The following is a 26,487-nucleotide window of genomic DNA, read 5'->3' as shown; positions in this document are numbered from 1 at the left end:
GTTTTACATCTCCTTGTCTGGTGAGCAAATTATTCAGGAATCGCTTCGAACCTCGGCTTTCGCGAAAGGTTCGAATTAATTTGCGTCGATTTGGAGAAAAAACGGTTCAGCGCAGGCTCTATCTCAAGCTTCTTTGGAAGCCGCCATCACTAGGCCATTAAGGCTCTCGCGAAGAAGAGGATGCACCGGCAGGCGAATACCCAAGGTGCCATGCAGCACTGCCAGCAGCTCATCGACACTCTCGATTGCGCGCTTTTCACTGGGCTGATCCAGGCAGTGGACCGCGTAGTGGGCGTTATTCAATGTGTAGCGTTTACCCGGCGCGAGCAGCGCAGCTTTCAATTGGCCGACAAACACCGAATCCGGGTGCGTCGACACGTACCAGTTGCCGATTTCATAGTCCCTATCCGCCTGCACCTGCAGGTCAAACACATACAAGCCACGCCACTCCTCGCCCACCTTGGCCCACAAGGTGTAATCGGCGCCATTGCACGTCAGCCGATAGGGTTCGTGGGCAGTGGCCTGGGTCGCCTCGGTGTCCAGCTGCAAGGGGCTGCTTGGCACCATGCCGCCGAAGCCGACGTCGGTGACATAGCGCACGCCTTCCAGGGTAACCAGGCTCAGGCGATGGGTGCGTCCGGTGCGCGCATCTACCGGCCCGCCCATCACGACCCAGCCGGTGAGGCCGCGCGCCTCGAAACCCAAATCCTGCAAGAGCGCGAGAAACAAGTGGTTCAACTCGAAGCAATACCCGCCACGCCCATCGAGCAGAACCTTTTGCTCGATGCTCGGCAAGTCGATCGGCACCGGGCAGCGCAGCAACGTCGACAGGCTTTCAAAGGCGAACGTGCACACATGGCGAAGTTGCAATTGCTGCAGGGTTTGCAGGGTCGGCGGCGGCGGCGTGTCGTAGCCCAGGCGTTGCAGATAAAGCTGGCGATGAGTCAAGCGGGGCATGGCGCGATCCTTGAGCGCGGGGCGAAGCGCTCACTATGCAGGGCCAGTGTGCGACTTGTCATTTTGACTGAACCTTTTTGAACACTCACCGATCCATCTATAACAAGACAGGGAGGCAACATGAGTACCGCAAAAATCTACACCATTAATTACCAGCTGCACGGCCAACCGAAGTCCTTTGTGGTGCGCGCGGAGGTGATGAACAACGCCGAGGCGTGGCATTGGGCAGCGGTGGATGCCGACATCGCCCATGTCAGCCGCATTGGGCGTGTGGGTCACGAACAGGTGAAAAAAACCACCCGGCCCTGGGCGGAAAAGTTCGGTATTACCGACGTCACCTGGGTGCCGCCCAAATAAGCAAAAGCCCCGCAATGGCGGGGCTTTTTGTGTTTCTTTAGTTAGTTTTCAAGTCGCCCAGCGGATCATAGGGCGGCTTTTTTTTCGGCTGTTTTTCCTTGTCCAATGGCGCGATCGCAGGGCCGATGGGATCGACTTGCGGGTCGGCTACATCCGGGGAGTCCGGGTCAAAACCCAGCTCGTCCTTGCCACTGCCATGCTCGTTTGAACGCGGGCCTTTCGGGGGATTACTCACGGCGATCTCCTGGTTTTAAAGCGGGCGGGCTTTGTCGTGAAGGTGTTCGAGGTCTTGCTCGACCTGTTCCACATCGTCGTCCTGACGCTGCGCCGGGTCGTTGGGGCGTAACGCATCGTTATCGCGCTCCTCCTCACCAGGTGTGCGATCAGGGTCAGGGGTGCCGGGCGGCGGCTGTTTGTATTCGGGCATGATGGTTTACCTCACGGGGGCTACACAGATGTAGAGAAACCGCGGCAAGCCATCGTTCAACTTGATTGCGCAAAGCATGCGAAGATGCCACCCCGCCCCTCTTGAGACCAGACCCGGATGTTCGAGCTCAAACCCTGCGACCCCGCCACCTTCCGCCAGCAGACCCGCCGCAGCACCCTGATCATTGCCGTGCTGTTCGTGGCCCTGGCAATGCTGCTGTCGAGCCTGGCGGTCATGCTGTTCGGTGAACCTGGCGGTGACAACTTTCGCTTCAATGTCGGCGGTGTGTTTGCCGGGGTGCTGATCACCGTCGCGTTGGTGCGCGGGCCGTTCTGGACCCAGCCCTGGCTCGCGCCGGCGGTGTATGGCTGGCAGCTCAAGCGCAGTTTGATGAGCGTCACCAACGTGATGCACAAGGTCACCGAAGGCGTGCAGGCCAACGACCCGACGGCGATCAAGCTGCTGCGTTTTTACCACTTGGGGCTTACGCAGATGCATGCGCTGGACGCCAACTCCAGTGCCCAGGCGCAATTGCTCGGCGAGATCGACGCCCACCAGGCGAAGATGCAGGCACTGGGCATCGACACCGAGCAAACACGCCTGGACCCCGCATGGCTGGACAGCCTTAAAAGCGCCTAAGCCAGCACGCCGATGCGCTGTTCATCCAGCACCTGTACGAAGTCTTCTTGAAGGGACACACACCCCCTCACCGTGTCAGTTGGAAACCTGGGTGCGCCAGCAAAATACCGCGCTCACCGCGATGGCCGCGCCCGCCAGGCCGAACACCCACGGCGCTGACGCCACCGGCAGCAATAGGCCCGCCAGCAACGGCCCGAGGCCCGCGCCGACATCACGCCACACCGCATTCGAGGCCAGTGCCGAGACGCGCATCGAGCCCGGGTTGCGCTCGGCCACCAGGGTGGTCACCAGCGGCAATTGCAGCGCGCGCAGCACCAATACCGCCGCCGCGCCGACGATCACCCAATAACTGCCGAACGCCGTCAGGGCCAGAGCACTCAAGAATGAAAACAGCAACAGCATCGACGTGGCGCCAAAGCGCTGCGCCGCCCGGCCGCCCAGGGGGCTCAGGAGCATTTCCGAGGCATACCGCAGGGCCATCAAGCCGCCGGCGATCAGCACCGCATCGCCGCCGAGAATCTTTTGTGCCTGGATCGACAGGCCAAAAATAAACAGCCCGTCCAGCGCCACGCCCTCGATAAACGACCAGGTCGCCACACTGTCGGGCCACTTGAAGCGCCGCCCGGTGCCGTGCAAATCATGCCCGGCGGTGGGCAAGCCACGCGCCACCCACAAGCCCGCCAGGCAGCAGCCGGCAAGCATCACAAAGATCGGACGTGGACCGGCCCATAAGGTCAACCAGCCACCCAGCGGCAGCGCCAGCATCGGGCCGAGGGCGATCATCGCGCGTGAACGCCCCGCGCGGCGGGCTGCGCCAGCGGGCTCGGACGTTGCCAACACTTGGGTCGACAGGTTCAGCGCGGCAAAACACAGGCCCCAGATCAGCCGCAGGCCCAGCAGCGCAGCGAACCCCGACAGCAGCGAGTTGCCCAGGGCGCACACCGTCGCCGCGCCGGCAGCAATCATGCACGTCAGCCGGTCACCGTTGCGCGCATAGAAATTGAGCACATGCCGATAGCCAAAAATCCGCACCAGGCGGTTGGCTGCCAACAACACCCCGGCCTGCGCCAGCGTGATGCCAAAGGCCTGGGACTCCATCGGCAACAGCAAGTACAGCAACACGTCGCTGGGCAGGCATAACGCGAGGGTCAGCGCGGCGCGTCGGGACGTGGTATCGGCAGTGCGTTGGGCCAGGCTGGACATAAATCTGAAACATCCTGAAATATTCAGGCCGCCACGTTAGCCTTCCCATGGCGGACTTTACAACGCCCAATCACGCCTTTTTCCCATAGGGCAACAAACGCAAACCGCTGGCCACACTGCCCACCAACGCAAACACGCAACCCAACCACAGCGCGTATTGCGGGCCACTGCCCAGGGACAGGTGAAAACACAACGCCACCAATGACGCCCCCAGCGTTTGCCCAAGCAGCCGCGAGATCGCCACGATGCCGCTGGCCCCGCCGCTGCGGGCCAAGGGTGCGCTGGTCATGATCGCCTTGAGGTTGGGCGATTGAAAAAAGCCAAACCCGGCGCCGCACAGCGCCATGCGCCAGCCGATATCAAAGGCCGACGCGCCGCCGCCCAGGGTGGCCAGCGCCGCCATCCCCGCACTGAGCAGCAACAGGCCGATGCCGCACAACACGCCCAGCGACACGCGATCTGCCAGGCGCCCTGCGACCAGGGCCATGACCGCAACAACGGCCGGCCACGGCGTCATCAGAAAACCGGTTTCCACCTGGCTATGACCAAGCACCGCCTGCAACAGAAACGGCAATGACACAAAGGCCAGGCCCTGAGCGCTGAACGCACAGATCGCCGTAAGGGAAGACAGCGCAAACACCGGGCGCTTGAACAGATCCAGGGCCAGCATCGGCGCCGGGTGTCCGGCCTGGCGGCGTAACAGTAACGCACCGCAGACCAGCGCCACGGCGATCAGGCCCAGGGTCAATGCGCCCTGAACGCCGTGCACCGCCGTGCCCAGGCCAAGCACCAGCAAGGCGAACAACCCGGCACACAGCAGCGCGGCGAGGCGGTCGAACGCGTGACCGGTCATGGGCAGTGTCGGCAATGACCGCAGGCCCAGACCCAGGGCCAAAAGGCCCAACGGCACGTTGATCAGGTACAGCCAGTGCCAGCTGGCCACCGACAGAATCGCCGACGCGGCAGTCGGCCCGAGGGTGAACGCCAGCCCCACCACCAGCGAGTTATAGCCAAGGCCGCGCCCGAGCATTTTTGCCGGGTAGATATGCCGCAGCAATGCGGTATTCACGCTCATGACCGCCGCCGCGCCCAGGCCTTGCGCCACGCGCGCGGCCGTCAGGGTCAGCAACGACCCGGCCAGCCCGCACAACAGCGACGAGACAATAAACAGCAGCAACCCACCGAGGTATACCCGACGGTGCCCCCACACATCACTCAACGAAGCGAATGGCAGCACCGTGGCGATAATCGCCAGTTGGTAGGCGTTGACCACCCAGATCACCGAGGCCGAGTCGGTGCCGATGCCTTCGGCCAATGTGGGCAGCGCGGTGTTGACGATGGCCGTGTCGAGGGTCGCCATGCCGATCCCCAAAGAAAGAGCGATCACAGCCGGCAGGCGTTTATTGAAGGGCAACCCATCGGCAACAGAAGACATGAACAATCCGGCACTGGTAACAAAGGCCCCTAGAGTACGGGCAGATGCGGATTTTTTCAGTGGCCAATTGCCTGGCTGTCAGAGTTTTCATGTTTACCGCCGCTTCGTGGCGAGCGGGCTTGCCCCGCGTTGGAGTGCGTACGCTCCCCCTCCAGTCGCCGCGGTGTATCTGACAAACCCGGTAGGCAGCCTTTGGGGCCGCTTCGCAGCCCAACGCGGGGCAAGCCCGCTCGCCACAGGTTATTCACTCGCCACAGCCCCCACTATCAACTCACCGCCCAACCAACCGGCCTGGACCACGCCTGCTTCCTCGCCCAGGCGCGCCACCAAAAATTCACACAACCGGGCACAACGGCCGTCGCCCTGCACATGCAGCAAAGCGTCGAGCTCCAACGCCTGCACCTGCCGCAAGCGCGAGGTGAACTGGCGCCGCCATACACGTCGGGGTTATGCGGGAACACCGTCTTCAACGTCGCGGTGCGTGACCGCCGGCGCCGGCTGGTGAACAGCGTTAACGCCAGGCGTGTATCCGCTCTGTGTCGCAAACACGACAGAACGTCATGCCGGTGTATCAAGGTGGTGCGCGGATACACAGTGAATAATTAACCGCCCGATGTACGCCAAATTATTCGGCATCCCGAACGACACAATTAGAAATATTCGCCTTTCCGAACGAAGCCCTCCAAGCGGCCTCGATGACCCTAAAAATCACCATAAATTTCATGCGGTTGTTGTCATCTTTGTTACATGCCAACTGGCATACATTCTGCTTTATCCCTGTTTCTGGTAATAAAATGTTTCAGCTTTGAGACAGTCTCATCAACTGAAACACAATCCGTGGCACGCCAATAAAAACGACAACGCCCCAAAGGAGGGCGACCTTTTCGACTTTTTGATCGACATCAACTTTCCAAGACTGCTGCTGCACATCTGTACCCAAAAGGGCGAATGGCCTGATCGCCAATAACAAGCCTGACTATAAAAAGGACGAATTGATGAGCTCAAGCAAGAACCACGCAGTGTCCTTCATGGACGCAGAACCCCTGGCCCCGGCGTGCGCCGAAAGCGCCCTTGGTTTTGGCCCCTTCCTGTTACTCGCACGCCAGCACGTATTGCTGCGAAACGGTGAGCCCGTCACCTTGGGCAGCCGCGCCCTGTGTTTGCTGATTGCCCTGGCCACCCGCGCCGGTGAACTGCTGGAGAAAGCCGAGCTGATCTCGTTCGCCTGGCCCAAGGTGGTGGTGGAGGAATGCAACCTGCGCGCGCAGATTGTAGCGCTGCGCCGAGCCTTGGGCGACGATGGCAACTTCAGCTATATCGTCACGGTGCCGGGCCGCGGCTATCGCTTCGTGGCGCCGGTGACCGTGCAGGCGGCCGGCGAAGACCATCTGCCGGTGCCCCACGCGCGCGTCCATGAGCCCTCTGTCGCGCCGCCGTCCTGCGAGGTGATTGGCCGCGATGAGTTGGTCGACAGCCTTGCCGACCAGGTGCTGACCCAGCGGTTCTTGACCATCACCGGCCCTGGCGGCATCGGCAAGACCACCGTCGCCATGGCCGTGGCCCATCAGTTAGCCAACGAACTCAAGCTGGACACCTGCTTCGTCGACCTGGCGCCGGCCACCAGCGGGCAATGGGTCACCGGCCTGCTCGCCAGCGCCCTGGGCATCCAGACCGTCAGCGACGAGCCGCTGCGCAGCATCGCCGCCACCCTGGCCGACCGCCGCCTGTTGCTGGTACTGGACAACTGCGAACACGTGTTGCCGGCCACCGCCGATGCCGTGGAAACCCTCTTGCGCAGTGCCCCTCAATGCTACGTGCTGACCACCAGCCGCGAGCCGCTGCGCGCCGAGGGCGAGCGCGTGCACGACCTGGCGCCGCTGCAAGTGCCCGACGAACACAGAACACTCAGCGCCGTCGAAGCCCTGAAATGGTCTGGCGTGCGCCTGTTTGTGGAACGCGTGCGCGCCCTCGACCCCGACTTTGTTTTCAACGACACCGACGTGGCGGCCGTCAGCGCCATCTGCCGCAAGCTCGACAGCAATGCGCTGGCCATCGAAATAGCAGCCGCGCGGGTACGCACCTTTGGCATCCAGGACCTGGTCGGCCTGCTGGACGGCAGCTTCCGCCTGCAAATGACCGGCCGGCGCACCGCCCTCGCCCGCCATCGCTCACTGAGCGCGACCCTGGACTGGACCTATTCGATGCTCAGCGGCGACGAGCAGGCGATGCTGCGCCAACTGGCGGTCTTCACCGGCTCCTTCACCCTTGATGCCGTCAAGGCCATGACTGCCAGCAGCGCCCTCGACCCGCGCAATGCCCTGCCCTTGCTCGAAAGCCTGATGGACAAGTCACTGCTCCTCGCCGGCGAATCGCAGTTGCTCAAACGTTATCGCCTGCTGGAAACCACCCGCGCCTACGCCCTGGAAAAGCTCGCCGAACAGGGCGAAACCAACGCCACCGCCGAACGCCATGCGCGCTATGCCCTTGGGGTGTTGCAGGAAGCCGGGCAGACCCTGGATGGCCTGTCACCGCAAACCTGGGTCGCGCTGTATGGCCCCGAGATCAACACGGTGCGCTCGGCACTCGACTGGGCCTACTCAACGACCGGCAACCTGCCATTGGGGATTGAACTGACGTTGGGCGGCGTGCCGTTATGGCTGCGCCTGTCGCTGGTCAGTGAGTGCCGCAGCTGGGTTGACCAGGGCCTGGCCAGCGACGCCAGCACCCCGTTGCCGGCGCGCCAACGCATGCTGCTGAACACCGCGCTGGCCAGCGCGCTGATGCTCACCGACGGCACGGGCGGCCCGCTGCGTGAAGCGTGGCGCCAGGTGCGCGAGGACGGCCGCGAACTCGGCGATGCCGAGCACAAACTTCGCGCGCTGTGGGGGCTCTGGGGTGACCGTTGCGCGTGTAACCAGTACGCCGAAGCGCTGGAGTTGGCCGAGCGCTACATTGCGTTGAACAACAGCGGAAACCAGCAACTGCTGGGCAAACGCATGCGGGCGGTGGTGCTGTTTCACATGGGCGACCTGGCGGGCGCCCGACAAAATATCGACGAAGCCCTGGGTTCACCGTCGGCCCCGCGCTCGCACATCATCGACGCGCTGTTTGATCAGCGCATCGCCGCACGTTGCCTCAAGGCGAAGGTGCAACTGATGGAAGGCGACGTCGACCCGGCCCTGCGGCTGATCGGCACCTGCGTCGATGAAGCGGTGTCACTCGATCACCCGGCGACCCTCTGGTACACCCTGTGCCTGGGGGCGATCCCCCTGGCGCTGCTGGCGTCCAACCTGCCGAAAATGCGTTATTACCTGGGCCTGCTGCAGGACAGCACCACCCGCCAGGACTTGCATATCTGGCGGCAATTTCGCCTGTGTTTCGAGAGCATCCTGCTGATCCGCCAGGGCTCGCCGGAAGAAGGCGTGCCGCAACTAGGCCAAGCCCTGCAGCACCTGCAGGGCCAGGGCGATGGTCAGCTCTACAGCCTGTTTCGTTGTGAATACGCTTTGGGGTTGGCGCGCCTGGGCCTGGAAAAACTCGCGCTGGAGGTGTTGGAGGAGACGCTGCAATTGGCTATCGGCCGCCATGAGCGCTGGTTTGTGCCGCAGATGCTGCGGATCAAGGCCCAACTGACACTGCGCCAAGGCAACTACGGGTCGGTGGACACGGCCACGGTGCTGCTGCGCCAGGCGTGGGTGGATGCACAGCTGGCCGGTGCGCACTTCTGGCGGGCGCAGATTGCCACGGACCTGGCGCGGTTGCAGGAGCCCAAGTCACGCATTGCTTCTTTGCCCAGGTTTCAGCATCGCTGAGGGCATCGCCGGTATTTGGGTGATGGCCGCCTTGGGTTGCGCCCTTACGGCGGGTCACTTTGGAAAAGCCCAAAGTAAGCAAAGGGCTCTTGCCCCACCACTCGGCACCTCGCCTAGGCTCGGTGTGCGCTCACGCAGGCTTTGGAGCGTGGTTTAACGGGGCGCCTAAGATCAAAATCAAAAGCGAAGCACGGCGGCCTGACAGCCGACCTGATTCTGAAAGCTGAACTCAATCAAATGTGGGAGCTGGCTTGCCTGCGATGGCACCAACCCGGTGTACCTGATGGACCGAGGTGCCTGCATCGCAGGCAAGCCAGCTCCCACAGAAGAGCAAAAGCAGTGCGGTGGTGGAGGCTGAACCCGGTCAACTTGTGGGAGCGGGCTTGCTCGCGAAGGCGATGGACCAGTGACACATGAGCTGACTGAACCACCGCATTCGCGAGCAAGCCCGCTCCCACATTTGGATCTCTGTGCTTCAGATAGAAATGCGTTGCTGTGCTTTTGATCCGCTTTTGTCTCTACCACTCAGTGCTTTGCTGAAGCCCTCGGAGTGGACCAACAACAACCACGACATCATCTGGCGCGCGGGCGACGGGTATGGCGGTGAGTATCACGATGTAGACAAACCCTGAGACGTGTCGGATAAGGCCCCCATCGGATGGGGGCCCATTCGCGGGGTGCACTCAGTTGGTGTCGAAACCCAACTGGCGGTACAGCGTTTTCATGTCGTAGTAATCGGTGCATTCGACAATCTTGTTGGCCTCAATCCTGATCACGCAGGTGCCGTCGACATTGATCTTGCGGTGAGTCGCCTGATAGCCGAACAGTTCGCCCTCATGGGTGCCCGTCATATGCCACTGGATCGTCCCGCCGCGCTCGCCAAGGCTGATCAAGTCGCGGATAACCTCGAAATCGGGCAATGCCTTTCTGATCAGGTCGAAAAAGTCGCCCAGCGCCGGGCGCCCTCGCATGATTTGCCCTGCGGCCTTGTCTTCATAGACGGTCGCCTCGGAAAAGATCGCGAGAAACCGCTCTTTGTCGGCGGTAGACCAGCTGTCGGCCCACTCCTGGATCAATGCACGGTGTTGATCTGTCATGGTGAATCTCCTGGGAAAGTTGGAACAGTGCAGCGCCACCCAATTGGTTGACGCCTGCGTCCATCGCCCGTGACAGATACACCTTCAGCTCCTGCTGAGCAGATACTCCCTCCGTACCAAAGCGCCAGATAAGCGTAGTCCGCGCGACGATTAAATCAACCGCGCCGCGACCAGCCAGTCCGCTACCGCCTGGAACGAAGCATCCGGCACCGGATCACCGGGCACAGTCTTGCGCGCGATCTCAGCCGCCAGGTTCTTGTCCGGCGCGTGCGGAATACCCAGGTCGTAAGCCTCCTGCAACATCAGCAACGCCTCCTCCGGTGAGGCCCGGCACACGATCACCGGCACTGGCGTCTCACCGCGCACATAGCGCACACCAATCACCCAGCCATCGGTGGTGCCGATCATCATCGACGCCCTGCCCAGCCCCAGCTTGGTCGCCAACGCCTGCATTTCATTGCGCTGGCGCCGCCGCTCGCTCTTGATCAGCGGGTCGCCGTCGATGTCCTTGCGTTCGCGCTTGGTTTCGCTGCGGGTCATTTTCATGTCGCGACCGAACAGCCAGCGCTGCATGATCACGTCCACCGCACCGACCAGGATGAACGCGCACAACACGGTGAACACCAGCGGCTTGAGCACCAGGAAAAACGTCGACTCCATGCACTCCGCGCCACAGCGTGACGACTCCATCAGTGCCTGCAACGCATGCTTGCCGATCACATAAAACGCGATCGCCAGCACATGCACCTTGATCAGCCCCTTGATGAACTCCACCAGGTTGCGCAAGGCAAAAATTTTCTTCAAACCCTCGGCCGGGTTGATGCGTTTGAACTCGGGCTTGATCGGGTCCACCGAGAACACAAAGCCGCGCATGGTGATGATATTGGTCAGGATCACCACGCCGGTGGTCACCGCCATCACCGGCAAGGTAATACCGATGACCAGTTGCTCGGCATGGTCGAGCACCCGCGGCCACACCGTGGCGAACGGTTCAATGTAGATTTGCGCGGTGAGGTCGATCAGCGCCGTGACCTGGGCCTTGGCACGCGGCGCCAGGATCGAGATGCACAGCGTGCAAAACAGGATAACCATGCCCGACACCAGGTCCTGGCTCTTGGCGACCTGGCCTTTCTGACGTGCGTCCTTAAGCTTCTTGTCCGTGGCCGGCTGGGATTTTTCTTCGCTGGTATCGGCCATCGGCTACTCCATTCCCGCCAGGGTTTTGAGCAATTCGACAGTGCCGCGAAATTCCGCCAATTGGTCGAGCATCAACGGAATCAGAAAGCCGATGTAGATCACCATCAGGATCGAGAAAAACAGGTTTTTCACCGGCAGCGACAAGTCGAACATATGCAGGTTCGGCGCCATCCGCGACAGGTAGGCAAGCATCAGGTCGGTGATCAGCAACGAGATCAGCAAGGGCGAAACCATCAGCACGCCGACGCGCATGATCTGGTCGAGAATCGACAGCACCGCCAGCAACGCCGAGCTGGCGAATACCGGGGTGAATGAAGTCACCGGCCATAACTGGTAGCTGTGGTAATAGCCGTCGACCATCAGGATAAAGCCGCCGGACATGAAGAACAGCGTGATCAACATCACCGTGAGCAAGGTCGCCATCACGCTGGATTCACCGGATGACAACGGGTCCACCAGCTGCGCCATGGTCGAGCCGCGTTGCAGGTCGATCAACTCCCCCGCCACTTCCGCGGCCCAGAACGGAATGCCGAACAACAGGCCGATGAGGATGCCGATCAGAAACTCCTTGATCAGCAGCCCGGCGATGAACACGCTGCCGTGCTCGGGCATTCGGGTCAGCGCGTCGAACACCGGAAAGAACATCGGGATCGAAATGGCCACCGCCACACAGCCACGAATCATGCCGGTCAGGCCCAGGCGGTTGAACGCCGGGGTGATCACCACCACCCCCATGGCGCGGCAGGCGGCAAGCGAGGCGGCGCTGATCACCGGGTAGGCGACCTCCAGAAACTGCGCGGTAAGGCTGGCATCCATGGGCGGTCAGCGCGTCCACAGCGGGAAGTTATCCAGCACCTGGCTGCCCAGCTCCGCGACTTGCCCGGCCAGCACGGGGCCGAGAAACACGATGGTCAACAGCACCGCCACCAGCTTCACCACCTGCGGCAAGGTCTGGTCCTGGATCTGTGTCAGCGCCTGGAACAGCCCCACGCTCAAGCCCACGATAATCGCCACGCCCAGCGCCGGTGCCGAGAGCATCAGCACGGTCATCAGCGCCTGTTTCATCAATGACAGGAAAACGTCCTGGCCCATGGGTCGTGCCTCAGCCGTAACTCAGAATCAAACCGTGCATCAAGCGCGACCAGCCACTCAGTGACACGAATAAAAAGATCTTCAGCGGGATCGAAATCAGGTTCGGCGAGACCATCGACATGCCCATCGCCATCAGCACGTTGGACACCAGCAAGTCCACCACCAGGAACGGGATGTAGAGCAGAAAGCCGATCTCGAAGGCGCGGGTCAGTTCCGAGCTGACAAACGCCGGAATCAGCACCACCAGGTCATCGTCGCGCAGGTCGGCGCGGGCTTCCGGCGACCAGATGGTCTCGGTGGCCTGCACAAAAAAACCGCGCTCGGACTCATTCGCAAAACGCTTCAAATGCGCCTGCAGCGGCGGGCGCAGCGCATCGCCCAAGTCCTTGAGTTGCTCGACATGCTCGATATTGAGGTCGCGCCCCTCCACCTGGCGGTACATGTCGCCAATCAACGGCGTGGTCACGTACACCGACAGAATCAGCGCGATGCCGTACAGCACCAGGTTAGGCGGCGTCTGCTGCACCCCAAGGGCGTTGCGGATCAGGAACAGCACCACCGAAATCTTCATGAACCCGGTGAGCGTGACCACTGCCAACGGGATCAGCCCGATCGTCGCAACAACCAGGATGATCTCGATCAGGTTCGGCTGATAACCGGTCATGGGGTGGCAAAACTCAGCAGGCGCACGCCCAGGCCGTCACCGATTTTTACCAGTTGGCCCTGGCCGACGCGACGCCCGTTGACCATCAGGTCAACGCTGTCCACGCCGGGCGTGTTGAGCTGCAACAGGCTGCCCGCACCCAGTTCTCGCAATTGCGCCAGGGTCAGTTCCAGGCTACCGACCTGGCACACCAGTTTGAGCGGCAAGTCATCCAGGGCCGCGGCGGCATCAACATCAGTCATTGTGTTCTCCATGTGCAAAGGGGGTGCTTGTAGTTCTTCCTGCAACCGCAATTCGTCACCCTGGTATTGGCAGCGGGCCTGCAAGCGCCCGTCCAGGTCGAGCAACAAGCCCGAGCCCTGCTCCAGCATCAGCACATCGCCGGGCCGCAGGCTGCGCAATTCGCCCAGGGTCAGCCACTGCCGCCCGGCCACCACCGCCAGGGTCTGGCGCAGGGCGGGCAGCGGGTCGGGTTCGATCTGGCCGTATTGCGCCAGCAGCTGCGCCACCAGCACGGCAGCGCCTTCGCTCAGGTCCAGTTGCGCGCTCATGGCCGGCTGGTTGCCAAAGGTCAATTCGAGCGCCAGGTGCACGGCATACGCGCACTGATCGTCAGTGGCCTCGACTAACTGCACCGGGTGGCCGAGCACCGGTTCCAGGGTCTCGATCAGGTCGAGCACCGCCAGTTCCAGCAGCAACGAGCGTGGCAACGATGGCAGCAACTGCGCATCGAACTGCAACGCCAGCGGCACCAGTACTTGCTCCAGCGCGGCCGACGACAGACGCAGGCGCACCGGGGCGCGACCCAGCAGCAAAAACACATCGCGCGAATTGCCCAGGCCTTGCACTTGGGCGGCCCAGCTCACGCGCAACGCTTGCCCGGCGCAACGGCCCTGCCAGGCGCGACGGCGACGGTGCAGCTGGTTATGCAGCGCCAACAGCGCCGGGTCGTACTGCGTCAGCCAGGGTGCCAATGGGCCGGCAAGGGCGGTGATCATGTGCCGGTGCCTTCTTCGCGCAACTCACCGACACGGCGTTCATCACTTTCACGCCCTTGCAGCAGGCTTTGCCAGGCTTCGGACTGGCGTTGACGGCTCAGGCGTTCCTGGCGAAACAGATCACGCTCGCGCTCCTGGCTTTGCAGGGTGGTGGACACGTGGTGCACGTCGTTCTCGAGCACCTGCTGGTCATCCGACAGGCCGTGCAAACGCTCCTGAGCCGCCTGCCAGCTCGCCACCGACAGGCCCTCGGTCAAGGCTGCATAAACCTGACGGGCTTCCTCGGCAATCGCTTCACGGTGCAGGCGCAGTTGCTCCTTGGCGTCGGTCAACACGTCGTGGGTCTGCGCGCAGCGTTGCTGTTGGGCGGCCAGTTGGTTGGCGGCGCGTTGTTCACGCAGCACCCGCAGGGTTTGCAGGGTGCGCAATTGGTCGGTTTTCATTGGGCTGTCTCCATGTTCATGCCAATACAAATCTGCGTGGCGAGCAGGCTTGCCCTGCGTTGGGCTGCGTAGCGGCCCCTTGCAAACTCACCGCGTTCTTCCCGAAAAAAATTCAGTGCCTGGTTTTGGGGCTGCTTCGCAGCCCAACGCAGGGCAAGCCTGCTCGCCACAGCAAGCCTGCTCGCCACAACAAACCTGCTTTTCACAAACATTTGCGCCACTCTTTAACAGGCTCATGCCAACACCTGACGCATGCGGATCAGGGTCTGGTCCAGGCTGCTCGGCTCGCCGGCGTTCTGGCGCAGGAACGCTTCGATGGCCGCATGGCGGTTGATGGCTTCGTCGGCCAGCGGGTCGCTGCCGGCGGAGTACTCGCCGACGCGGATGAGCATTTCGATTTCGCCGTAGCGCGCCATCAGCTCACGCATGCGCATGGCCAGGCGTTTGTGTTCTTCACCGGCGACCTGCTCCATCAACCGGCTGCGGCTGCGTAACACGTCCACCGCCGGGAAGTAGTTGCGCTGGGCCAGTTCCGCGCTGAGGGCGATATGCCCGTCGAGGATCGAACGGGCTTCTTCGGCCACCGGGTCACTGGCCGCATCCCCTTCCGTCAACACGGTGTACAGCGCGGTGATGCTGCCCGTGGGGCCGGGGCCGGCGCGTTCGAGCAGGCGCGGCAAGGCCGAGAAAAACGACGGCGGATAACCGCGACGGGTGGGCGGTTCGCCCACGGCCAGGCCGATTTCGCGTTGGGCGCGGGCAAAACGCGTCAGACTGTCCATCAGCAGCAATACATTGCGGCCCTGGTCGCGGTGGTACTCGGCCAGCGTGGTGGCGACAAACGCCGCACGCACGCGCTCGGCCGCCGGACGATCCGAAGTCGCAACCACTGCCACGGTGCGCGCGCGCGCCTGTGCGTCGAGTTGCACGTCGAGCAGTTCGCGCACTTCCCTGCCCCGCTCGCCGATCAGGCCGATCACAATCACATCGGCTTCGCTGTTGCGGATGATGCTGGCGAGCAACGACGACTTGCCCACGCCCGGCTCACCAAAAATGCCCATGCGTTGGCCCTGGGCCAGGGTCAGCAAGCCGTCGATGGAGCGAATACCCAGCGCCATCGAACGCACGATCAGTTGCCGCGAAAACGGTGCGGGCGGCTCGGCATGCAGGGGGTAACGCTGCAAGGCCAGGGTCGGCGGGACGCCATCACCGTCGAGAAAATCGCCCATGGGGCTGATCACCCGGCCCAGTTGCGCATCGCCCACGGCAACGCCCAGGGTTTCGCCGGTCGCCGTGATTTGCGTGCGGGTCGACAGGCCTTCCATGGAGCCGATCGGCGACAGAATCGCCTCGTCGCCATCAAAGCCGATCACCTCGGCGCTCAAGCTGCGGCCACTGCCGGGGTCGCGCAGTTGACACAGTTCACCGATGCTCGCACCGGCCACACTGGCGCGCAGCAATACACCGCGAATGCTCAACACGGTGCCGTGCATCGGCCGTGGACGGGCCTGGGCCAACCGTTCAGTCAGGCGCGGCAGCAGCTGTTGCAGGTTCATGCCACACCTTCTTCGGCAAAGGGCAGCAGGCTGCGGCGCAGGGTTTGCAACTGCGCTTCCAGGCCCAGTTCGACGGACCCGGCGGGGCTGTTGAGGCGCGCCTGACCGGCGCTCAGCTGCTCGTCGGCGTCCACGGCAATCGCCAGGCCTTCGTGCTTGAGGCGTTGACGCAAGGCCTCGACGTCGGTCGGCGGCACCCACAGGGTCAGTGCCTGGTCCTGGCGAAATGCACTCAGGGCCTGGCGGGTGCAACGCACGACCCGGTCGGCGTTGTCCAGCTCACCCAACACCTCGCGCACGATGCCCAAAGCCAGGTCGGCCAGCGACGCTTCCAGGCTGCTCAAGTAGTGCTGCACCTGGGATTGGGTCTGCACCAGCAACTGCGCGACTTGTTCGGCGCCTGCCTGGCGCGCGCTTTCAAAACCCTCGGCGCGGGCGGCGTGCAGCCACTGGTCGCTGTCGGCCTTGATCTGTTCGGCCTGTTCCTTGGCGGCTTGCAGAAAGGCAAATCCATCGGTCCACAGCGCTGCTTCTTCAGCACGCAGGATGCGCGCAGTGGGCCGGCTCGGTAATTCACTCATGGGCGTTGTCCTCGGCCGCAAGGCTCGCAGCAGCGGCCTGAACGATTTCCAGGTCGCGGGGCAAGCGTGCGCTGTGGCCCTGGGGGAAGGCGAAACGCAGGCGCAGCCAGCCCTGCAAGTCGGCGTGCTGGGCGTGCAACCAGGCGGCAACACAGCCTTGGCCGTCGCGGTCGATGGCCTCAATCAGCTCCGATGGCTCGCGCAGCAGGTCCGCGGCGCCACCAAGTTGGCGCTGCGCCAACGCCTGGCTGAACACCTCGGCACCGAGTCCCTCGCGCAATTCGTTGACCACCTCACGGCGGATCTCGCGGCTCAGGGTCGAGGCATGCCAGATGGCACCGCACAACCGTGGCAGGCGTGAAAACTGCGCAGGTGACAACAGCAACACCGCCAGGTCGGCGGCGGACGGCGTCACCAGGTGCGCAATTGGCGCCAACTGATAATGGTTGACCAGCAAATGCTCCAGGCGCTGACGAAAACGCGCCTGGCCTTGCAGGGCCTGCAGCACTTCATCGGGCAACTCATCGGCGAAACAGGCGCCCAGGCTCGGCCCGCGCACAAACTGCAGCGGCTCGGCGAGCAGCCCCTGCCAGCGCTCAACCAGGCTCATTCACCCTCCTTGAGCACATACATCGCCTGGGACTGACGCCGCGCCCAGTGTTGGCGAGCCAATACCCCAAGCGCGCCGAGGGCAATCAGCAGCAAGCCGCCAAACATCACGCGTGCCTGCGCCAGGTTGTCTTCCAGCAACCACAGCCCCATGAAGCGCGCCAACCGCGGTTGCGCCGGGTTCTGGCTGATGGCGACGGCGGCCTTGATCGCCGTCACCGAGACGCCGTCGTAGCTCAGGCCGGAAATGCCGTTGGCGACCAGGGTCTTGATCTGCGGGATCAGCGTATTGATGTCGGTGCCCGGGTCGTAACGCACCAGCACCGAGGCCGACGACGGTGAAATCACGCGCTTGAGCAGGTCGTTGTCGGGCAACACCACGTGCACGCGGGCGGCGACGATGCCGTCGATCTGCGACACCGAGTGCGACAGTTCTTCGCTCAGCGCATAGATCATCTGCGCGCGTTCCTGCACCGGCGACGACACCAGGCCATTGCCCTTGAACACCTCGCCCATGTTGGAAAAGCTCTGTTGCGGCAGGCCGGCGTTGTCGAGCAGCGTCATGGCCTCGGCAAAGCGCTCCTCGTCCACCACCACTTTGAGCTGGCCGTTGTCCTGGGTCTTGCGCTCTGCCGGGATGCCACCGCGCAGCAGCACCGCGACCATGGCGTTGGCATCGCGCTCGCTGAGGTTGGTATAGAGGTCGGTGTTGCACGCCTGCAAGAGGCTGGCGAGCAGGCCGATCAGCAGCAGGCGCAGCGCGCGGTTTGGGCTTGGCATGGCGTTATTGACCCTTGAGCAACGTGTTGGCGGACCCGGAAATCTGCGTCGCACCGCGCACCACCATCTGGGTTTCGATGGAGTAATCGAACATCTTGCCCAGGGAGTGCACGATCTGGTCGACCTGTTGCTCGCCGACTTTTTTGCCCGGCTCGCCCTGCGGCGAAGCACTTGCCGTGCGGATGTCCACCGAGGCCGGCGGCGGCGCCGACGGGTTATTGGTGAGCACGTCGGCGCGTTCGGAAAACGCGCGCGTACGGTCGATGAAACTGTTCATGCGCTCCATCAGGCCCGAGCCGATCTGGTGCGGGCTGGCGCCTTCGGGCATGCCCTTGGCGGTATTGGCCATGTGCTCGAACAGGTTCTGCGAGGCCCCGGCGGGCCCCGCACCGGCGGACGGCGGCAAGGCCGTGGCGCCGGCGGCGAGACTGATAGTCATAGGGGCTCCCTACTCTTCGTCGTCATCGGACATGGCGTCGTTCAGCAGTTCCTGCATCTTCGGCATGATGATGAACTGACCGCCGATGGTGACGGCCTGGGTGATCAACGCATCGTTGAATTCGGCGTCGCTGGTCTCCGACGGTTTGTCGGCGGCCTTGGCGTTATCCACCGCGGCGTTGAACTTGGCTTCAGGGCTGGCGCCACCGGGGGCGAGGTTGCTGTCTACGGCCGTTACGGACATGGTGCTGCTCCTTTACTGGGTTGGGGTTTCAGTACTGACTTGCGCGCCACGGAACACCCGCACCCCGCGCTCGCGCGCCACCGGGGCGGCCACGACCGTGGGTTGCAGGTGGTCGACATGCTGTTGCACCAGCGCCAGGTACGGCGGCGGGCCGGAAACAAACACTTCATCGCCCTCGGGGCCGTTGCGCATGGAGAGTTGCTGGCCGAACACGTCGAGGGTGTTCAGGTAGGCCTGCAACTGGTCCAGGTTCAGGGCGCTGGCCATGAACAGCTTGGTGCTGATTTCATCGCTGGCATTGAGGTACAACAGGTTGCCGTCGAAGTACCAGGTCAGACCGTTGGTGCTGCACAAGGTCTGCAGGAACTCACCGGCGGTGGCTGCGCGAATGGTGCTGCGCGCCTTGCCGCGCACCTTGTCGGAAAGCACCAGCGGCACGTCGAGGTTGTGACCGAATTCTTCCAACGCGCTGCGAACGTCCTGATCGACCAGCACGTAGGCGTAGGGCTGCGAGAACCACGCGGGCTCCTCGGCCGCGTTGGCAAAACCCGCACCGAACAGGCATAGGAGCGCCATCAAAAATATGCTTACATGGCCTGCGCCTTCGCCCGACGAGTTGTGACGATGACCCACAAATTTCTGCTCGCCAGCACCTTGCTGCTGGCTGCCTGCTCCAGCAAACCTGCGACCGATACCGACAAATCCCTGCAACTGGCCAACGACCTGAGCAAGCGCGGCGACTACAGCAGCGCGGCTGCGTTGTACGAGCGCGCCACCCAGCAACCGGGTGCCGGCATTGAGCTGTGGCTCAAGCTCGGCCAGGCCCGGCTCGACGCCAAGGACGCGCTGGGCGCCGAACGCGCCTTCCAGCAGGCGCTGGGGTTTGATGCCCACAACGCCGACGCCCTGCTCGGCCTTGGCACTGCGCAGTTGCAATTGGGCAAGACCCAACGCGCCGTCACGGCGTTGGGGCAGGCTGCCGAGATCAATCACCTGCCGGTGGCCTACACCCGCCTGGGCATTGCCCACGTGCTGAATGGCCAGGCCAGTGCCGCACAAACCGCCTTCGCCAAAAGCCTGAGCCTGCAGCCCGACGACCTCGACAGCCGTTGCAACCTGGCGCTGGCTTATGCGCTGGGCGGGCAGCCGCAACAGGCGCTGGATACCATTGCGCCCGTCACCCAATCGCCGCGCGCATTGCCACGGCATCAGCGCAACGAGCTGTTGGTGATGGTGTTGGCCGGGTATGAGCAGCGGGTGGCCAGCCTTCCCCTTGATGACATCCCTGCCGCAGAACGTGCGCGATTGGTGGTGGAGGCCAAGCGGATCAAGGCGATCAGTTATCCGGTGGCGCAGGCCAAGGAATTGGGGTTGGTGGACCCGCGTTGAGCCCGTGGTGATTAAGGGTGTTGTGGTGAGCGGGCTGGTTGAGGTGAACGGGCTTGTTGTGGCGAGCGGGCTTGCCCCGCGTTGGGCTGCGAAGCGGCCCCTTGCAGTCTCGCCGCGTTCTTTCAGATAGCACTCAGGGCCTGGTTTTGGGGCTGCTTCGCAGCCCAACGCGGGGCAAGCCCGCTCGCCACAACAAGCTCGCTCGCCACAGGACTTCGTCAGAACACAGGAAACGTGGCCCTCAACAGTCATTGTTGGCCTCCGGTCGCGCCGGCTTTGGCTTCTTGTTGGTCCTTGCGGCGTTGCAGCTGCTCGCGGTCGAAGCCTTCGATGTAGACCTGCGCGGCGCGGCCAACAGGGGCGGCCATCGCCGGGCCGGTGGTGCGGCCTTGGGTCAGATCCTGTCTGCGCTCGACCATCTGCATCAAATTCAAATTATTCGCGCAGCCCAGCGGCAGCGTCGGTTTGAAGTCTTCGTCCAGCCCGATTGCGTCCTTGGCCGCCGGTTGCTGGCACTGGCTTGGCAAGCCATCCGCGCGAAACTCCGGCGCGTAGTACACCGGCGCCAAGTGGGTCTGGCAGCCCATCAGCGCCAGGGGCAAGAGCATCAACACACGCAAAGCAGTCATCGCAGGCCCCCTCATCAATTCATGTAAAAACCGAACGCGCCGCCGCTGCGCGGGCCGCTGGCTGCGGCGGTCGCCGGTTGTGCGTCCAGCGGCGTGGCGAGCGTGCGACTGCGCACCGGCTCGACCAGGTACGGGGTAATCAGGATCACCAGCTCAGTTTCATTGCGCTGGAAACGCTTGGAGCGAAACAGGTTGCCCAGGATCGGCAAGTCGCCAAGCAGCGGCAGCTTCTCGATGTCCTGGCTGCTCTCACGCTGGAACAGCCCGGCAATCGCGAAGGTCTGCCCGCTGCCGACTTCCACCCGCGTGTCCGCACGGCGCACGCTGAAGGACGGCACATGGAAGTTGCCGAAATCGACGGTGCCGCCGCTGACCACGCTGCTGACTTCCGGGCGTACTTGCAGGGCGATGCGACCGTTGGGCAACAGCGTCGGGTTGAACAGCAGCGACACGCCGAACGACTTGTATTCGATGCCCACCAGGTCACGGTTCACCGGCACCGGGATCGCCACTTCGCCACCGGCGAGGAAGCTGGCGGTCTGGCCGGTCATGGCGGTGATATTCGGCTCGGCCAATATCTGCAAAATGCCGTTGGCCTGCAGCGCGTCGAGCATGCCGTCGATGTTCACATTGCCCGAGCCGGTGCCTGCCGTTGCCAGGCCACCGGCCGTTGCCGCTGCCAGGCCGCCGCCGGTGATCAGGCCAAAGGAGAAGGTGCCGTTGCTGAACATCGCGTTCCAGTTCACGCCGTAGTGCAGCAATTCGGAGCGCGAGACTTCGGCAAACCGTACGCGCAGGTTCACCTGGGCCGCGCCTGCGTATTCGGTGGTGTTGATTGCGCTCTGGAAGCCCTGGCCCTGCGGGTTGAGCAGCGCGTTAAGGTCCGTCGCTTCGGCCACCGAACCGACAGTGCCCTTGGCGATCAGGCGGTTGCCGGCGCCGCTGATCTGCGCGCCATTGCCGGGGTGCAAGGCCTGCATCGGCGTGGTCACCGCGGCCGTACCGCTGCTGACCGACAAGGTCAGGCCGGCCAGTTGTTTGCCGTCATTGCCAAGGGCGATCAGGCTGGTAGTGCCTGGCGCCTTGCCGAAAATATAAATCGTGCCCGGCGACACCACCTGCAGGTCGGCCACGTTCGGCTCGGCGACCAGTACCGAATCCACCGGCGCCACAAAATGCAGAATGCGCCCTTCACCGGACGCCAGGTTGATCGAACCTGAGGCCCCGTTGGCAATGTCCTGAGCCTGACTTGCAGCGGTGACCAGAGCCAGCAACAACATACAAAAACGCATCATGAGGCAGACGCCAGGGAGGTGACGGAAGCCGCGGCAGGCGCGCGGCGGTTGGAAATATCGGTGAGGCTGATGGTCACCAGCGCTTGCAGGTTGTACTCGGTGGCCAGCTCGCGGAACGACAGCACCGCCAGCTCCAGCTCACCGCGCAGCACCAGACGGCGCAGGCTGCGCCGCAGCTCCGGGTGCACCAGCAACACCGCGCTGTTGACCTCGCGGGTGTTTTCACAGGCCTGGCGCAGTTGCGCGAGCAAGGCGCGGCTGACGTCTTCGGGGATCAATTCGCGCTGCGGCTCCTGGCGACGCAGGGACGCGCGCAATTGGTCTTCCAGGCCCGGCGCCAGCACCAGTGCACCGATTACCCGGTTACGGTCGGCGTACTGATGGCTGATCTGGCGCGCCAAAGCCGCGCGCAAATGTTCGGCCAGCCGCCCGGCATCGGTCTCGCGGGCGCCCCACTCCACCATGGCTTCGAGCAAGGCGCGCTGATTGCGGATCGACACGCCTTCGCCGACCAACAGGCGCAAGGTCTCGGCAACGCGCTGCAAGGGGACCAGGCGCAAGGCTTCCTTGACCAGTTCGCCGTACGTGGCTTCGGTGCGCTCGAGCAGCAGGCGGGTTTCCTGGATGCCGAGGAAGTCGGCGGCATAGCGGCGCAGGCTGCGTTCCAGCACGCCGCGCAAGACTTCGTCGGGCAGCAGGAAACCGATGCCGGCGTTGCGCAGGGTCTCTTCGTGCTGGCGCTCGACCCAGTGGGCATTACGGCCGTTGAGCGGCGAGTCGGCTTGCACGGTGGCGATGTCCAGCAGTTGCACGTGCACCGGGTCGTCCTGCACAAGCAAGCCATTGATCGGCAGTTCGCCTTCGCTCACCGGCACGCCTTCCAGCGACACGCGGAAACTGCCCGGCGTGGCCTTGGCCTCCATGTAGATGCCCGGCACCGGCACATCCACGCCCAAGTCAGTACGGATGTCGTGACACAGCGCTTCGACACGCTGGCGCAGCAACTGGCGCGGCGCGCTCTGGGACAGGCCGCTGCCCAGGGTGAGCAGCACGCGAGTATCGGGCAGCAGGTTGTCATCCAGTTCGGCCTGCGCCTCGACCACCGGTTCCGGGGTTTCGGCCAAAGCTTCCAGCTCGCCCTGTGGCTGGAGGGTGTGCCGGCGGTACATTACGAACGCTGCGCCGCCAAAGGCTGCGGACAAGCCGAGGAATACCCAGGTCGGAAAACCGGGCAACAGGCTCACACCGATCATGATCAATGCCGTCAGGCCCAGTGCCCGGTAGCTGGCGCCCAGTTGCTTGATGATCTCGCTGCCCAGGTCGCCGGCTTCACCGTCGCTGTTGACCCGCGTGACCACCGTGCCCGCCGCCACCGAAATCAGCAGCGCCGGGATCTGCGCGATCAGGCCGTCACCCACGGTCAGCAGCGAGTAGGTGTGCACCGCTACACCGAACGGCATGTCGCGTTCGATCATGCCGATCAGCATGCCGCCGAGCAGGTTGACCGCCAGAATCACCAGGCCGGCGATGGCGTCGCCTTTGACGAATTTCATCGCGCCGTCCATCGCGCCGAACATCTGGCTTTCGCGCTCCAGCCGCGAACGCCGACGACGCGCTTCGGCCTGGTCGATGTCGCCATTGCGCAGGTCGTTGTCGATGCTCATCTGCTTGCCGGGCATCGCGTCCAGGGTGAAGCGCGCGGCCACTTCCGCGACGCGTTCGGCGCCTTTGGTGATCACCACAAACTGCGCCACGGTGATGATCAAAAACACCACCATGCCGACCACGACCTGGCCGGCGATCACGAAGTCACCGAAGGCCTTGACGATATGGCCGGCATCGCCGTGCAGGAGGATCAAGCGGGTGGTGGTGATCGACAACGACAAGCGAAACAGGGTGCTGAGCAGAATCAGCGGCGGCAGCGCGGAGAATTCCACGGAATGGCCGATGTAGAACGCAACGATCAGGATCAGGATGCTCAGGGCAATGTTGAGGCCGATCAGCAGGTCCACCAGGTAGGTGGGCAGCGGGATGATCATCATCACAATCGCCATCAGCATGAATGCGACGATGATCACGTCGGTGCGCTGCGCCGCCATGCGCGCCAGGTTGTTCAGGCGGTTGAGGGCACTCATGCGCCGGCCCTGCGCGCAGCCAGGTAGCGTTTGAAGCACTGCCGCGCTTCGTCCTTGCGCTCGCCGTACCACAGCGCGCGGGCGCGCAGCAGCAACAGGCTGGCGGACTCGCCTTCCAGCGCCACCAGACGATCGAGGGCACCCAGGGCACGGCCGGCGTCGCCGCTGTCGGTGAACGCGAGCACCAGCGAGCGCAGCAACACGCCGTCTTCTGGCGCGACGCTGACGGCGATCAGCAGCATCACCAGCGCGCGTTGGGACTGGCCGTTGCGCCGGTACAGCTCGCCAATGCCTTTGAGCAATTGCACGGCGTCGTCGTTATCGCGGGCCATCAGGCATGTACCTCCGAGCGTTGCTGTTCGAGGGTGCGGCGCATCTCGATCTCTTCGCTGATCAGGTCATGGGCCAGCTCCTTGATGTCCGTCTCGGCATCGAGGGACGGCAGGATGTGTTCCATCACGTGTTCCAGCAGCTCCAGGGAGCGGGCGCTGCCGAACAGCAAGGAGTCAACGCCCGCGGCGCTGGTGAGTGCTTCGAGGTCGCTGCGCAGCGAGCGGCGGGTTTGGGTCTTGCGAGTGTTGAGCACCGCTTCGAACGCAGTGGCCTGGCGTGAGTTGACCGGGCGAACGGCTTCGACGGGGGCGCTGCGTGCGTCGCTGGGGATGAGCGGGCGGGGTTCGACTTTCATGCGGGGGCCTGCGAACAGCGTTCATGGCTAAATAGGTACTCTGCCCCAAGATCTCTAGCGCCTGACAGATAGCTTTCGCGGGCAAGCCCGCTCCCACATTTGAATTGCGTGGCGGGGGGGACGCCGTCGCGGGCAAGCCAGCTCCCACGGGTGGGTTGGGTGCGTTCCATGGGGCCACTCATAAGGTGAAGGTGAAGCGCTCTTCGCCACGGGCGAGGATCACTTGGTTGTTCTCGATGCGCTCCAGCACCCAGTTGTCCGCCAGGGCCGCGCCGGGGTACAGGCGTTTGCCGCTGTCGTTGATCACGTAGGGGTTGGTGCCGAACCACACGGCCTGGAAGCGCACACGCGGGCGTGCGGCGTCGGCGCGTACGCTGACGCGAGGGTTGAGGACGATCTGTTGGCCGTAACGCTCATCGAAGGCTTGTTGCAGGGCCAGCCATTGAGGTTTTTGCGACTGTTCGAAGCTGCCGACGGCACTGAGCTGGCCGTTGGCGTCAGTGACCTTTATTGCATCCAGGTGGGCAGCCTGGAGTTGCTGCTCCAGCCAGGTTTTGGCGTGTTCACGCGATGGTTTTTTCAGCGCAGGCACCTGCGCCGCGACCGCGGCTTGGGTGAGCGGCGTGTCGTTGCGCACCGCCAGCGCCCCCGCACATAAAAACAGCAGGACGATCGCGACAATCCAGGGCGTAAATGTGCGTGTGGCGTCCGAAGGTTTTTCCTCCCCCTCAGGCGAGGCCAGGCTGACACCTGCCGTGCCGATACGCAGCTGCAACGGCAGTCGCGCGCGATGGCCGCTGCCTTGGGGAATACGGACATTTTTGCCAAGCACCACATCGCCACCCAACGCTTCGACTGCCACCTGGCCGCCCTCGAACCGCAGGCGCAGATGCAGGCCGGCGATGCCGGGATCGCTGAGTACCAGGTCGGCCGCGAGGTCCGCGCCGAGGGTGTAGACAGGCTGGTCGAGCACCAGGGAACTGCCCTGATGCAAACCGCTGGTCACAGTCAGGGTCGGTGCGCCAATACCAGCGACCGGACCCAAGGAAATCAAGGCTGTCATGTTCGGGTTTGCCCCCTTGAGCATGTGCAACGGGGTCAACAATCAGAAGGTGAAAACACTCAGCAGGTAAACGGGCAGCGCCGGCGCCGCCCGTTTTGGCGAATCAGTTCTGCGGACGCTGTTTGGTGGCGTCGAGTTCCGCTTTTTTCGCGGTACTGATTTCAGTGATCTTGGCCGACTTCTCGATAGCCATGTTGAAGGTCGCTTCCATCTTCGCGATAGCGTCGTCGGCGCCGCCGGCTTTTACTGGTGGGACATCAGCCATGTTCATCTCCTTGCATCGATAGGGAAGTTATTCAGTTGCGCAACAGCAAGCTGAAAGTATGCAAACCGGTGAATGCCCAAAACGTCAGACAGTGAGCCTTCGAACCGTCGTTGGTTTGCATGGGCCCCATACTACTCACGATCAAAACGCCTTCGCTGTGAAAGCTTGTGAAACGTTTCGCTTACAGGGTGTGAAAGGTTTGGCTCAACCTGGCAGTGAGAAAAACTCATGCCGCTGAGGCCGTTGAACTTTTTTAAAAAAATCCATACACGCAAAAGACCCAGTGTTTACGGGCCTCTGACGGCATCACTTGAACAGTTTGCGAACTTTCAACCCGTGGTTGAGTGTTCGATCCGGGACGTTCTCAGCGCTAATTTCGCGACCACTTCACATTTTTCGCTAATAGCCCTTTGCCCAACTTTGCGGATACTTCCATTTGTAACAAAAGCGACTTGATCATCGCGTTTGATAGCTCGGCGCGAGTGGCCTTAATC

Annotated in this window: 30 protein-coding genes and 1 pseudogene; 4 read left to right on the top strand and 27 right to left on the bottom strand. The window is 63.1% G+C overall.

The window, feature by feature from the left end; all coding sequences use genetic code 11:
* Positions 1 to 123: 123 nt before the first annotated feature.
* Positions 124 to 957: an arylamine N-acetyltransferase family protein gene (locus ACM530_RS22085; RefSeq protein ID WP_416363163.1), complete on the bottom strand. Its 834-nt coding sequence runs from the start codon at positions 955 to 957 to the stop codon at positions 124 to 126.
* Positions 958 to 1,077: 120 nt separating this feature from the next.
* Here ACM530_RS22085 and ACM530_RS22080 point away from each other — a divergent pair, with 120 nt between their 5' ends.
* Positions 1,078 to 1,314 carry a DUF6555 family protein gene (locus ACM530_RS22080; RefSeq protein WP_106579910.1) on the top strand — a complete coding sequence of 79 codons (237 nt, stop codon included), beginning with the start codon at positions 1,078 to 1,080 and terminating at the stop codon, positions 1,312 to 1,314.
* Positions 1,315 to 1,351: 37 nt separating this feature from the next.
* Here ACM530_RS22080 and ACM530_RS22075 read toward each other — a convergent pair whose 3' ends face one another.
* Together ACM530_RS22075 and ACM530_RS22070 are read right to left on the bottom strand one after the other, a co-directional pair.
* Entirely contained in the window at positions 1,352 to 1,549 is a 198-nt protein-coding gene (locus ACM530_RS22075; protein ID WP_416363162.1) for a DUF6021 family protein, read from the bottom strand.
* A 15-nt stretch (positions 1,550 to 1,564) separates the two neighbouring features.
* Positions 1,565 to 1,741: a hypothetical protein gene (locus ACM530_RS22070; RefSeq protein ID WP_178119767.1), complete on the bottom strand. Its 177-nt coding sequence runs from the start codon at positions 1,739 to 1,741 to the stop codon at positions 1,565 to 1,567.
* A gap of 117 nt (positions 1,742 to 1,858) precedes the next feature.
* Here ACM530_RS22070 and ACM530_RS22065 point away from each other — a divergent pair, with 117 nt between their 5' ends.
* A complete protein-coding gene (locus ACM530_RS22065; protein ID WP_242199441.1) occupies positions 1,859 to 2,380 on the top strand; it encodes a DUF3087 domain-containing protein in 522 nt (173 codons plus the stop codon).
* A 75-nt stretch (positions 2,381 to 2,455) separates the two neighbouring features.
* On the opposite strand, the gene ACM530_RS22060 is transcribed toward ACM530_RS22065, so the two are convergent.
* The 3 genes and pseudogenes from ACM530_RS22060 to ACM530_RS22050 all read right to left on the bottom strand — a co-directional run.
* Positions 2,456 to 3,583: an MFS transporter gene (locus ACM530_RS22060; RefSeq protein WP_416363161.1), complete on the bottom strand. Its 1,128-nt coding sequence runs from the start codon at positions 3,581 to 3,583 to the stop codon at positions 2,456 to 2,458.
* 70 nt (positions 3,584 to 3,653) lie between these two features.
* A complete protein-coding gene (locus tag ACM530_RS22055; protein WP_416363160.1) occupies positions 3,654 to 5,018 on the bottom strand; it encodes an MFS transporter in 1,365 nt (454 codons plus the stop codon).
* A 240-nt stretch (positions 5,019 to 5,258) separates the two neighbouring features.
* A pseudogene (locus tag ACM530_RS22050) lies at positions 5,259 to 5,456 on the bottom strand (DUF2063 domain-containing protein); the annotation flags it as partial.
* A 557-nt stretch (positions 5,457 to 6,013) separates the two neighbouring features.
* On the opposite strand from ACM530_RS22050, the gene ACM530_RS22045 reads away from it, so the two are divergent.
* On the top strand, positions 6,014 to 8,830 hold the full coding sequence (locus ACM530_RS22045) for an ATP-binding protein (RefSeq protein ID WP_416363159.1): 2,817 nt from the start codon (positions 6,014 to 6,016) through the stop codon (positions 8,828 to 8,830).
* A gap of 683 nt (positions 8,831 to 9,513) precedes the next feature.
* Here ACM530_RS22045 and ACM530_RS22040 read toward each other — a convergent pair.
* The 14 genes from ACM530_RS22040 to ACM530_RS21975 all read right to left on the bottom strand — a co-directional run bounded on the left by ACM530_RS22040 (position 9,514) and on the right by ACM530_RS21975 (position 19,105).
* Positions 9,514 to 9,927 carry an ester cyclase gene (locus ACM530_RS22040; protein WP_145164102.1) on the bottom strand — a complete coding sequence of 138 codons (414 nt, stop codon included), beginning with the start codon at positions 9,925 to 9,927 and terminating at the stop codon, positions 9,514 to 9,516.
* A gap of 150 nt (positions 9,928 to 10,077) precedes the next feature.
* Positions 10,078 to 11,124, bottom strand: a complete 1,047-nt coding sequence (locus ACM530_RS22035) for an EscU/YscU/HrcU family type III secretion system export apparatus switch protein (RefSeq protein WP_262207680.1) — start codon at positions 11,122 to 11,124, stop codon at positions 10,078 to 10,080.
* A gap of 3 nt (positions 11,125 to 11,127) precedes the next feature.
* Positions 11,128 to 11,940: a type III secretion system export apparatus subunit SctT gene (gene sctT, locus ACM530_RS22030; RefSeq protein ID WP_106578746.1), complete on the bottom strand. Its 813-nt coding sequence runs from the start codon at positions 11,938 to 11,940 to the stop codon at positions 11,128 to 11,130.
* 6 nt (positions 11,941 to 11,946) lie between these two features.
* Positions 11,947 to 12,216, bottom strand: a complete 270-nt coding sequence (sctS, locus tag ACM530_RS22025; protein ID WP_003208314.1) for a type III secretion system export apparatus subunit SctS — start codon at positions 12,214 to 12,216, stop codon at positions 11,947 to 11,949.
* A 10-nt stretch (positions 12,217 to 12,226) separates the two neighbouring features.
* Entirely contained in the window at positions 12,227 to 12,880 is a 654-nt protein-coding gene (sctR, locus tag ACM530_RS22020; protein ID WP_017137580.1) for a type III secretion system export apparatus subunit SctR, read from the bottom strand.
* Positions 12,877 to 13,878: a type III secretion system cytoplasmic ring protein SctQ gene (sctQ, locus tag ACM530_RS22015; protein WP_145164097.1), complete on the bottom strand. Its 1,002-nt coding sequence runs from the start codon at positions 13,876 to 13,878 to the stop codon at positions 12,877 to 12,879. Before sctQ ends, sctR begins: the two co-directional genes overlap by 4 nt.
* On the bottom strand, positions 13,875 to 14,321 hold the full coding sequence (locus ACM530_RS22010; RefSeq protein WP_416363158.1) for a hypothetical protein: 447 nt from the start codon (positions 14,319 to 14,321) through the stop codon (positions 13,875 to 13,877). The genes sctQ and ACM530_RS22010 overlap by 4 nt, the downstream gene beginning before the upstream one ends.
* A 233-nt stretch (positions 14,322 to 14,554) precedes the next feature.
* Positions 14,555 to 15,877, bottom strand: a complete 1,323-nt coding sequence (locus ACM530_RS22005; protein WP_416363157.1) for a FliI/YscN family ATPase — start codon at positions 15,875 to 15,877, stop codon at positions 14,555 to 14,557.
* Complete coding sequence (gene sctL, locus ACM530_RS22000) at positions 15,874 to 16,458, bottom strand: type III secretion system stator protein SctL (RefSeq protein ID WP_242199432.1); 585 nt, start codon at positions 16,456 to 16,458, stop codon at positions 15,874 to 15,876. Before sctL ends, ACM530_RS22005 begins: the two co-directional genes overlap by 4 nt.
* Positions 16,451 to 17,068, bottom strand: a complete 618-nt coding sequence (locus ACM530_RS21995; protein ID WP_416363156.1) for a type III secretion protein — start codon at positions 17,066 to 17,068, stop codon at positions 16,451 to 16,453. The genes sctL and ACM530_RS21995 overlap by 8 nt, the downstream gene beginning before the upstream one ends.
* Positions 17,065 to 17,847, bottom strand: a complete 783-nt coding sequence (gene sctJ / locus ACM530_RS21990) for a type III secretion system inner membrane ring lipoprotein SctJ (protein WP_106578752.1) — start codon at positions 17,845 to 17,847, stop codon at positions 17,065 to 17,067. The genes ACM530_RS21995 and sctJ overlap by 4 nt, the downstream gene beginning before the upstream one ends.
* A 4-nt stretch (positions 17,848 to 17,851) precedes the next feature.
* Complete coding sequence (locus tag ACM530_RS21985; protein ID WP_145164086.1) at positions 17,852 to 18,286, bottom strand: hypothetical protein; 435 nt, start codon at positions 18,284 to 18,286, stop codon at positions 17,852 to 17,854.
* Positions 18,287 to 18,295: 9 nt separating this feature from the next.
* The gene (locus tag ACM530_RS21980; RefSeq protein WP_119739909.1) at positions 18,296 to 18,529 is read right to left on the bottom strand and encodes a hypothetical protein; all 234 of its coding nucleotides are present in this window, start codon (positions 18,527 to 18,529) and stop codon (positions 18,296 to 18,298) included.
* Positions 18,530 to 18,541: 12 nt separating this feature from the next.
* Entirely contained in the window at positions 18,542 to 19,105 is a 564-nt protein-coding gene (locus ACM530_RS21975) for a type III secretion protein (RefSeq protein ID WP_416363155.1), read from the bottom strand.
* A 48-nt stretch (positions 19,106 to 19,153) separates the two neighbouring features.
* Between ACM530_RS21975 and ACM530_RS21970 the strand changes: the two genes are divergently transcribed.
* The gene (locus ACM530_RS21970) at positions 19,154 to 19,918 is read left to right on the top strand and encodes a tetratricopeptide repeat protein (RefSeq protein WP_416363154.1); all 765 of its coding nucleotides are present in this window, start codon (positions 19,154 to 19,156) and stop codon (positions 19,916 to 19,918) included.
* Between the two features lie 248 nt (positions 19,919 to 20,166).
* Here ACM530_RS21970 and ACM530_RS21965 read toward each other — a convergent pair whose 3' ends face one another.
* The 7 genes from ACM530_RS21965 to ACM530_RS21935 all read right to left on the bottom strand — a co-directional run bounded on the left by ACM530_RS21965 (position 20,167) and on the right by ACM530_RS21935 (position 25,993).
* Positions 20,167 to 20,547, bottom strand: coding sequence for a hypothetical protein (locus ACM530_RS21965; protein WP_106578757.1), 381 nt, complete (start codon positions 20,545 to 20,547; stop codon positions 20,167 to 20,169).
* Positions 20,548 to 20,561: 14 nt separating this feature from the next.
* Entirely contained in the window at positions 20,562 to 21,842 is a 1,281-nt protein-coding gene (locus tag ACM530_RS21960) for a type II and III secretion system protein family protein (protein ID WP_416363153.1), read from the bottom strand.
* Positions 21,839 to 23,977 carry a type III secretion system export apparatus subunit SctV gene (sctV, locus tag ACM530_RS21955; protein WP_416363152.1) on the bottom strand — a complete coding sequence of 713 codons (2,139 nt, stop codon included), beginning with the start codon at positions 23,975 to 23,977 and terminating at the stop codon, positions 21,839 to 21,841. Before sctV ends, ACM530_RS21960 begins: the two co-directional genes overlap by 4 nt.
* Positions 23,974 to 24,309: a tetratricopeptide repeat protein gene (locus ACM530_RS21950; RefSeq protein WP_145164076.1), complete on the bottom strand. Its 336-nt coding sequence runs from the start codon at positions 24,307 to 24,309 to the stop codon at positions 23,974 to 23,976. Before ACM530_RS21950 ends, sctV begins: the two co-directional genes overlap by 4 nt.
* The gene (locus tag ACM530_RS21945; RefSeq protein WP_262209189.1) at positions 24,309 to 24,665 is read right to left on the bottom strand and encodes a hypothetical protein; all 357 of its coding nucleotides are present in this window, start codon (positions 24,663 to 24,665) and stop codon (positions 24,309 to 24,311) included. Before ACM530_RS21945 ends, ACM530_RS21950 begins: the two co-directional genes overlap by 1 nt.
* A gap of 178 nt (positions 24,666 to 24,843) precedes the next feature.
* Entirely contained in the window at positions 24,844 to 25,728 is an 885-nt protein-coding gene (locus ACM530_RS21940; protein ID WP_416363151.1) for an FHA domain-containing protein, read from the bottom strand.
* A 103-nt stretch (positions 25,729 to 25,831) separates the two neighbouring features.
* Positions 25,832 to 25,993: a hypothetical protein gene (locus tag ACM530_RS21935; RefSeq protein ID WP_016969018.1), complete on the bottom strand. Its 162-nt coding sequence runs from the start codon at positions 25,991 to 25,993 to the stop codon at positions 25,832 to 25,834.
* Between the last annotated feature and the right edge of the window lie 494 nt (positions 25,994 to 26,487).

The sequence above is a fragment of the Pseudomonas sp. NFX183 genome (genome assembly GCF_047943075.1).
Classification (GTDB): domain Bacteria; phylum Pseudomonadota; class Gammaproteobacteria; order Pseudomonadales; family Pseudomonadaceae; genus Aquipseudomonas.
The sequence above is the reverse complement of the archived record's forward strand: the minus strand, read 5'-3'. Positions and strand labels throughout refer to the sequence as shown.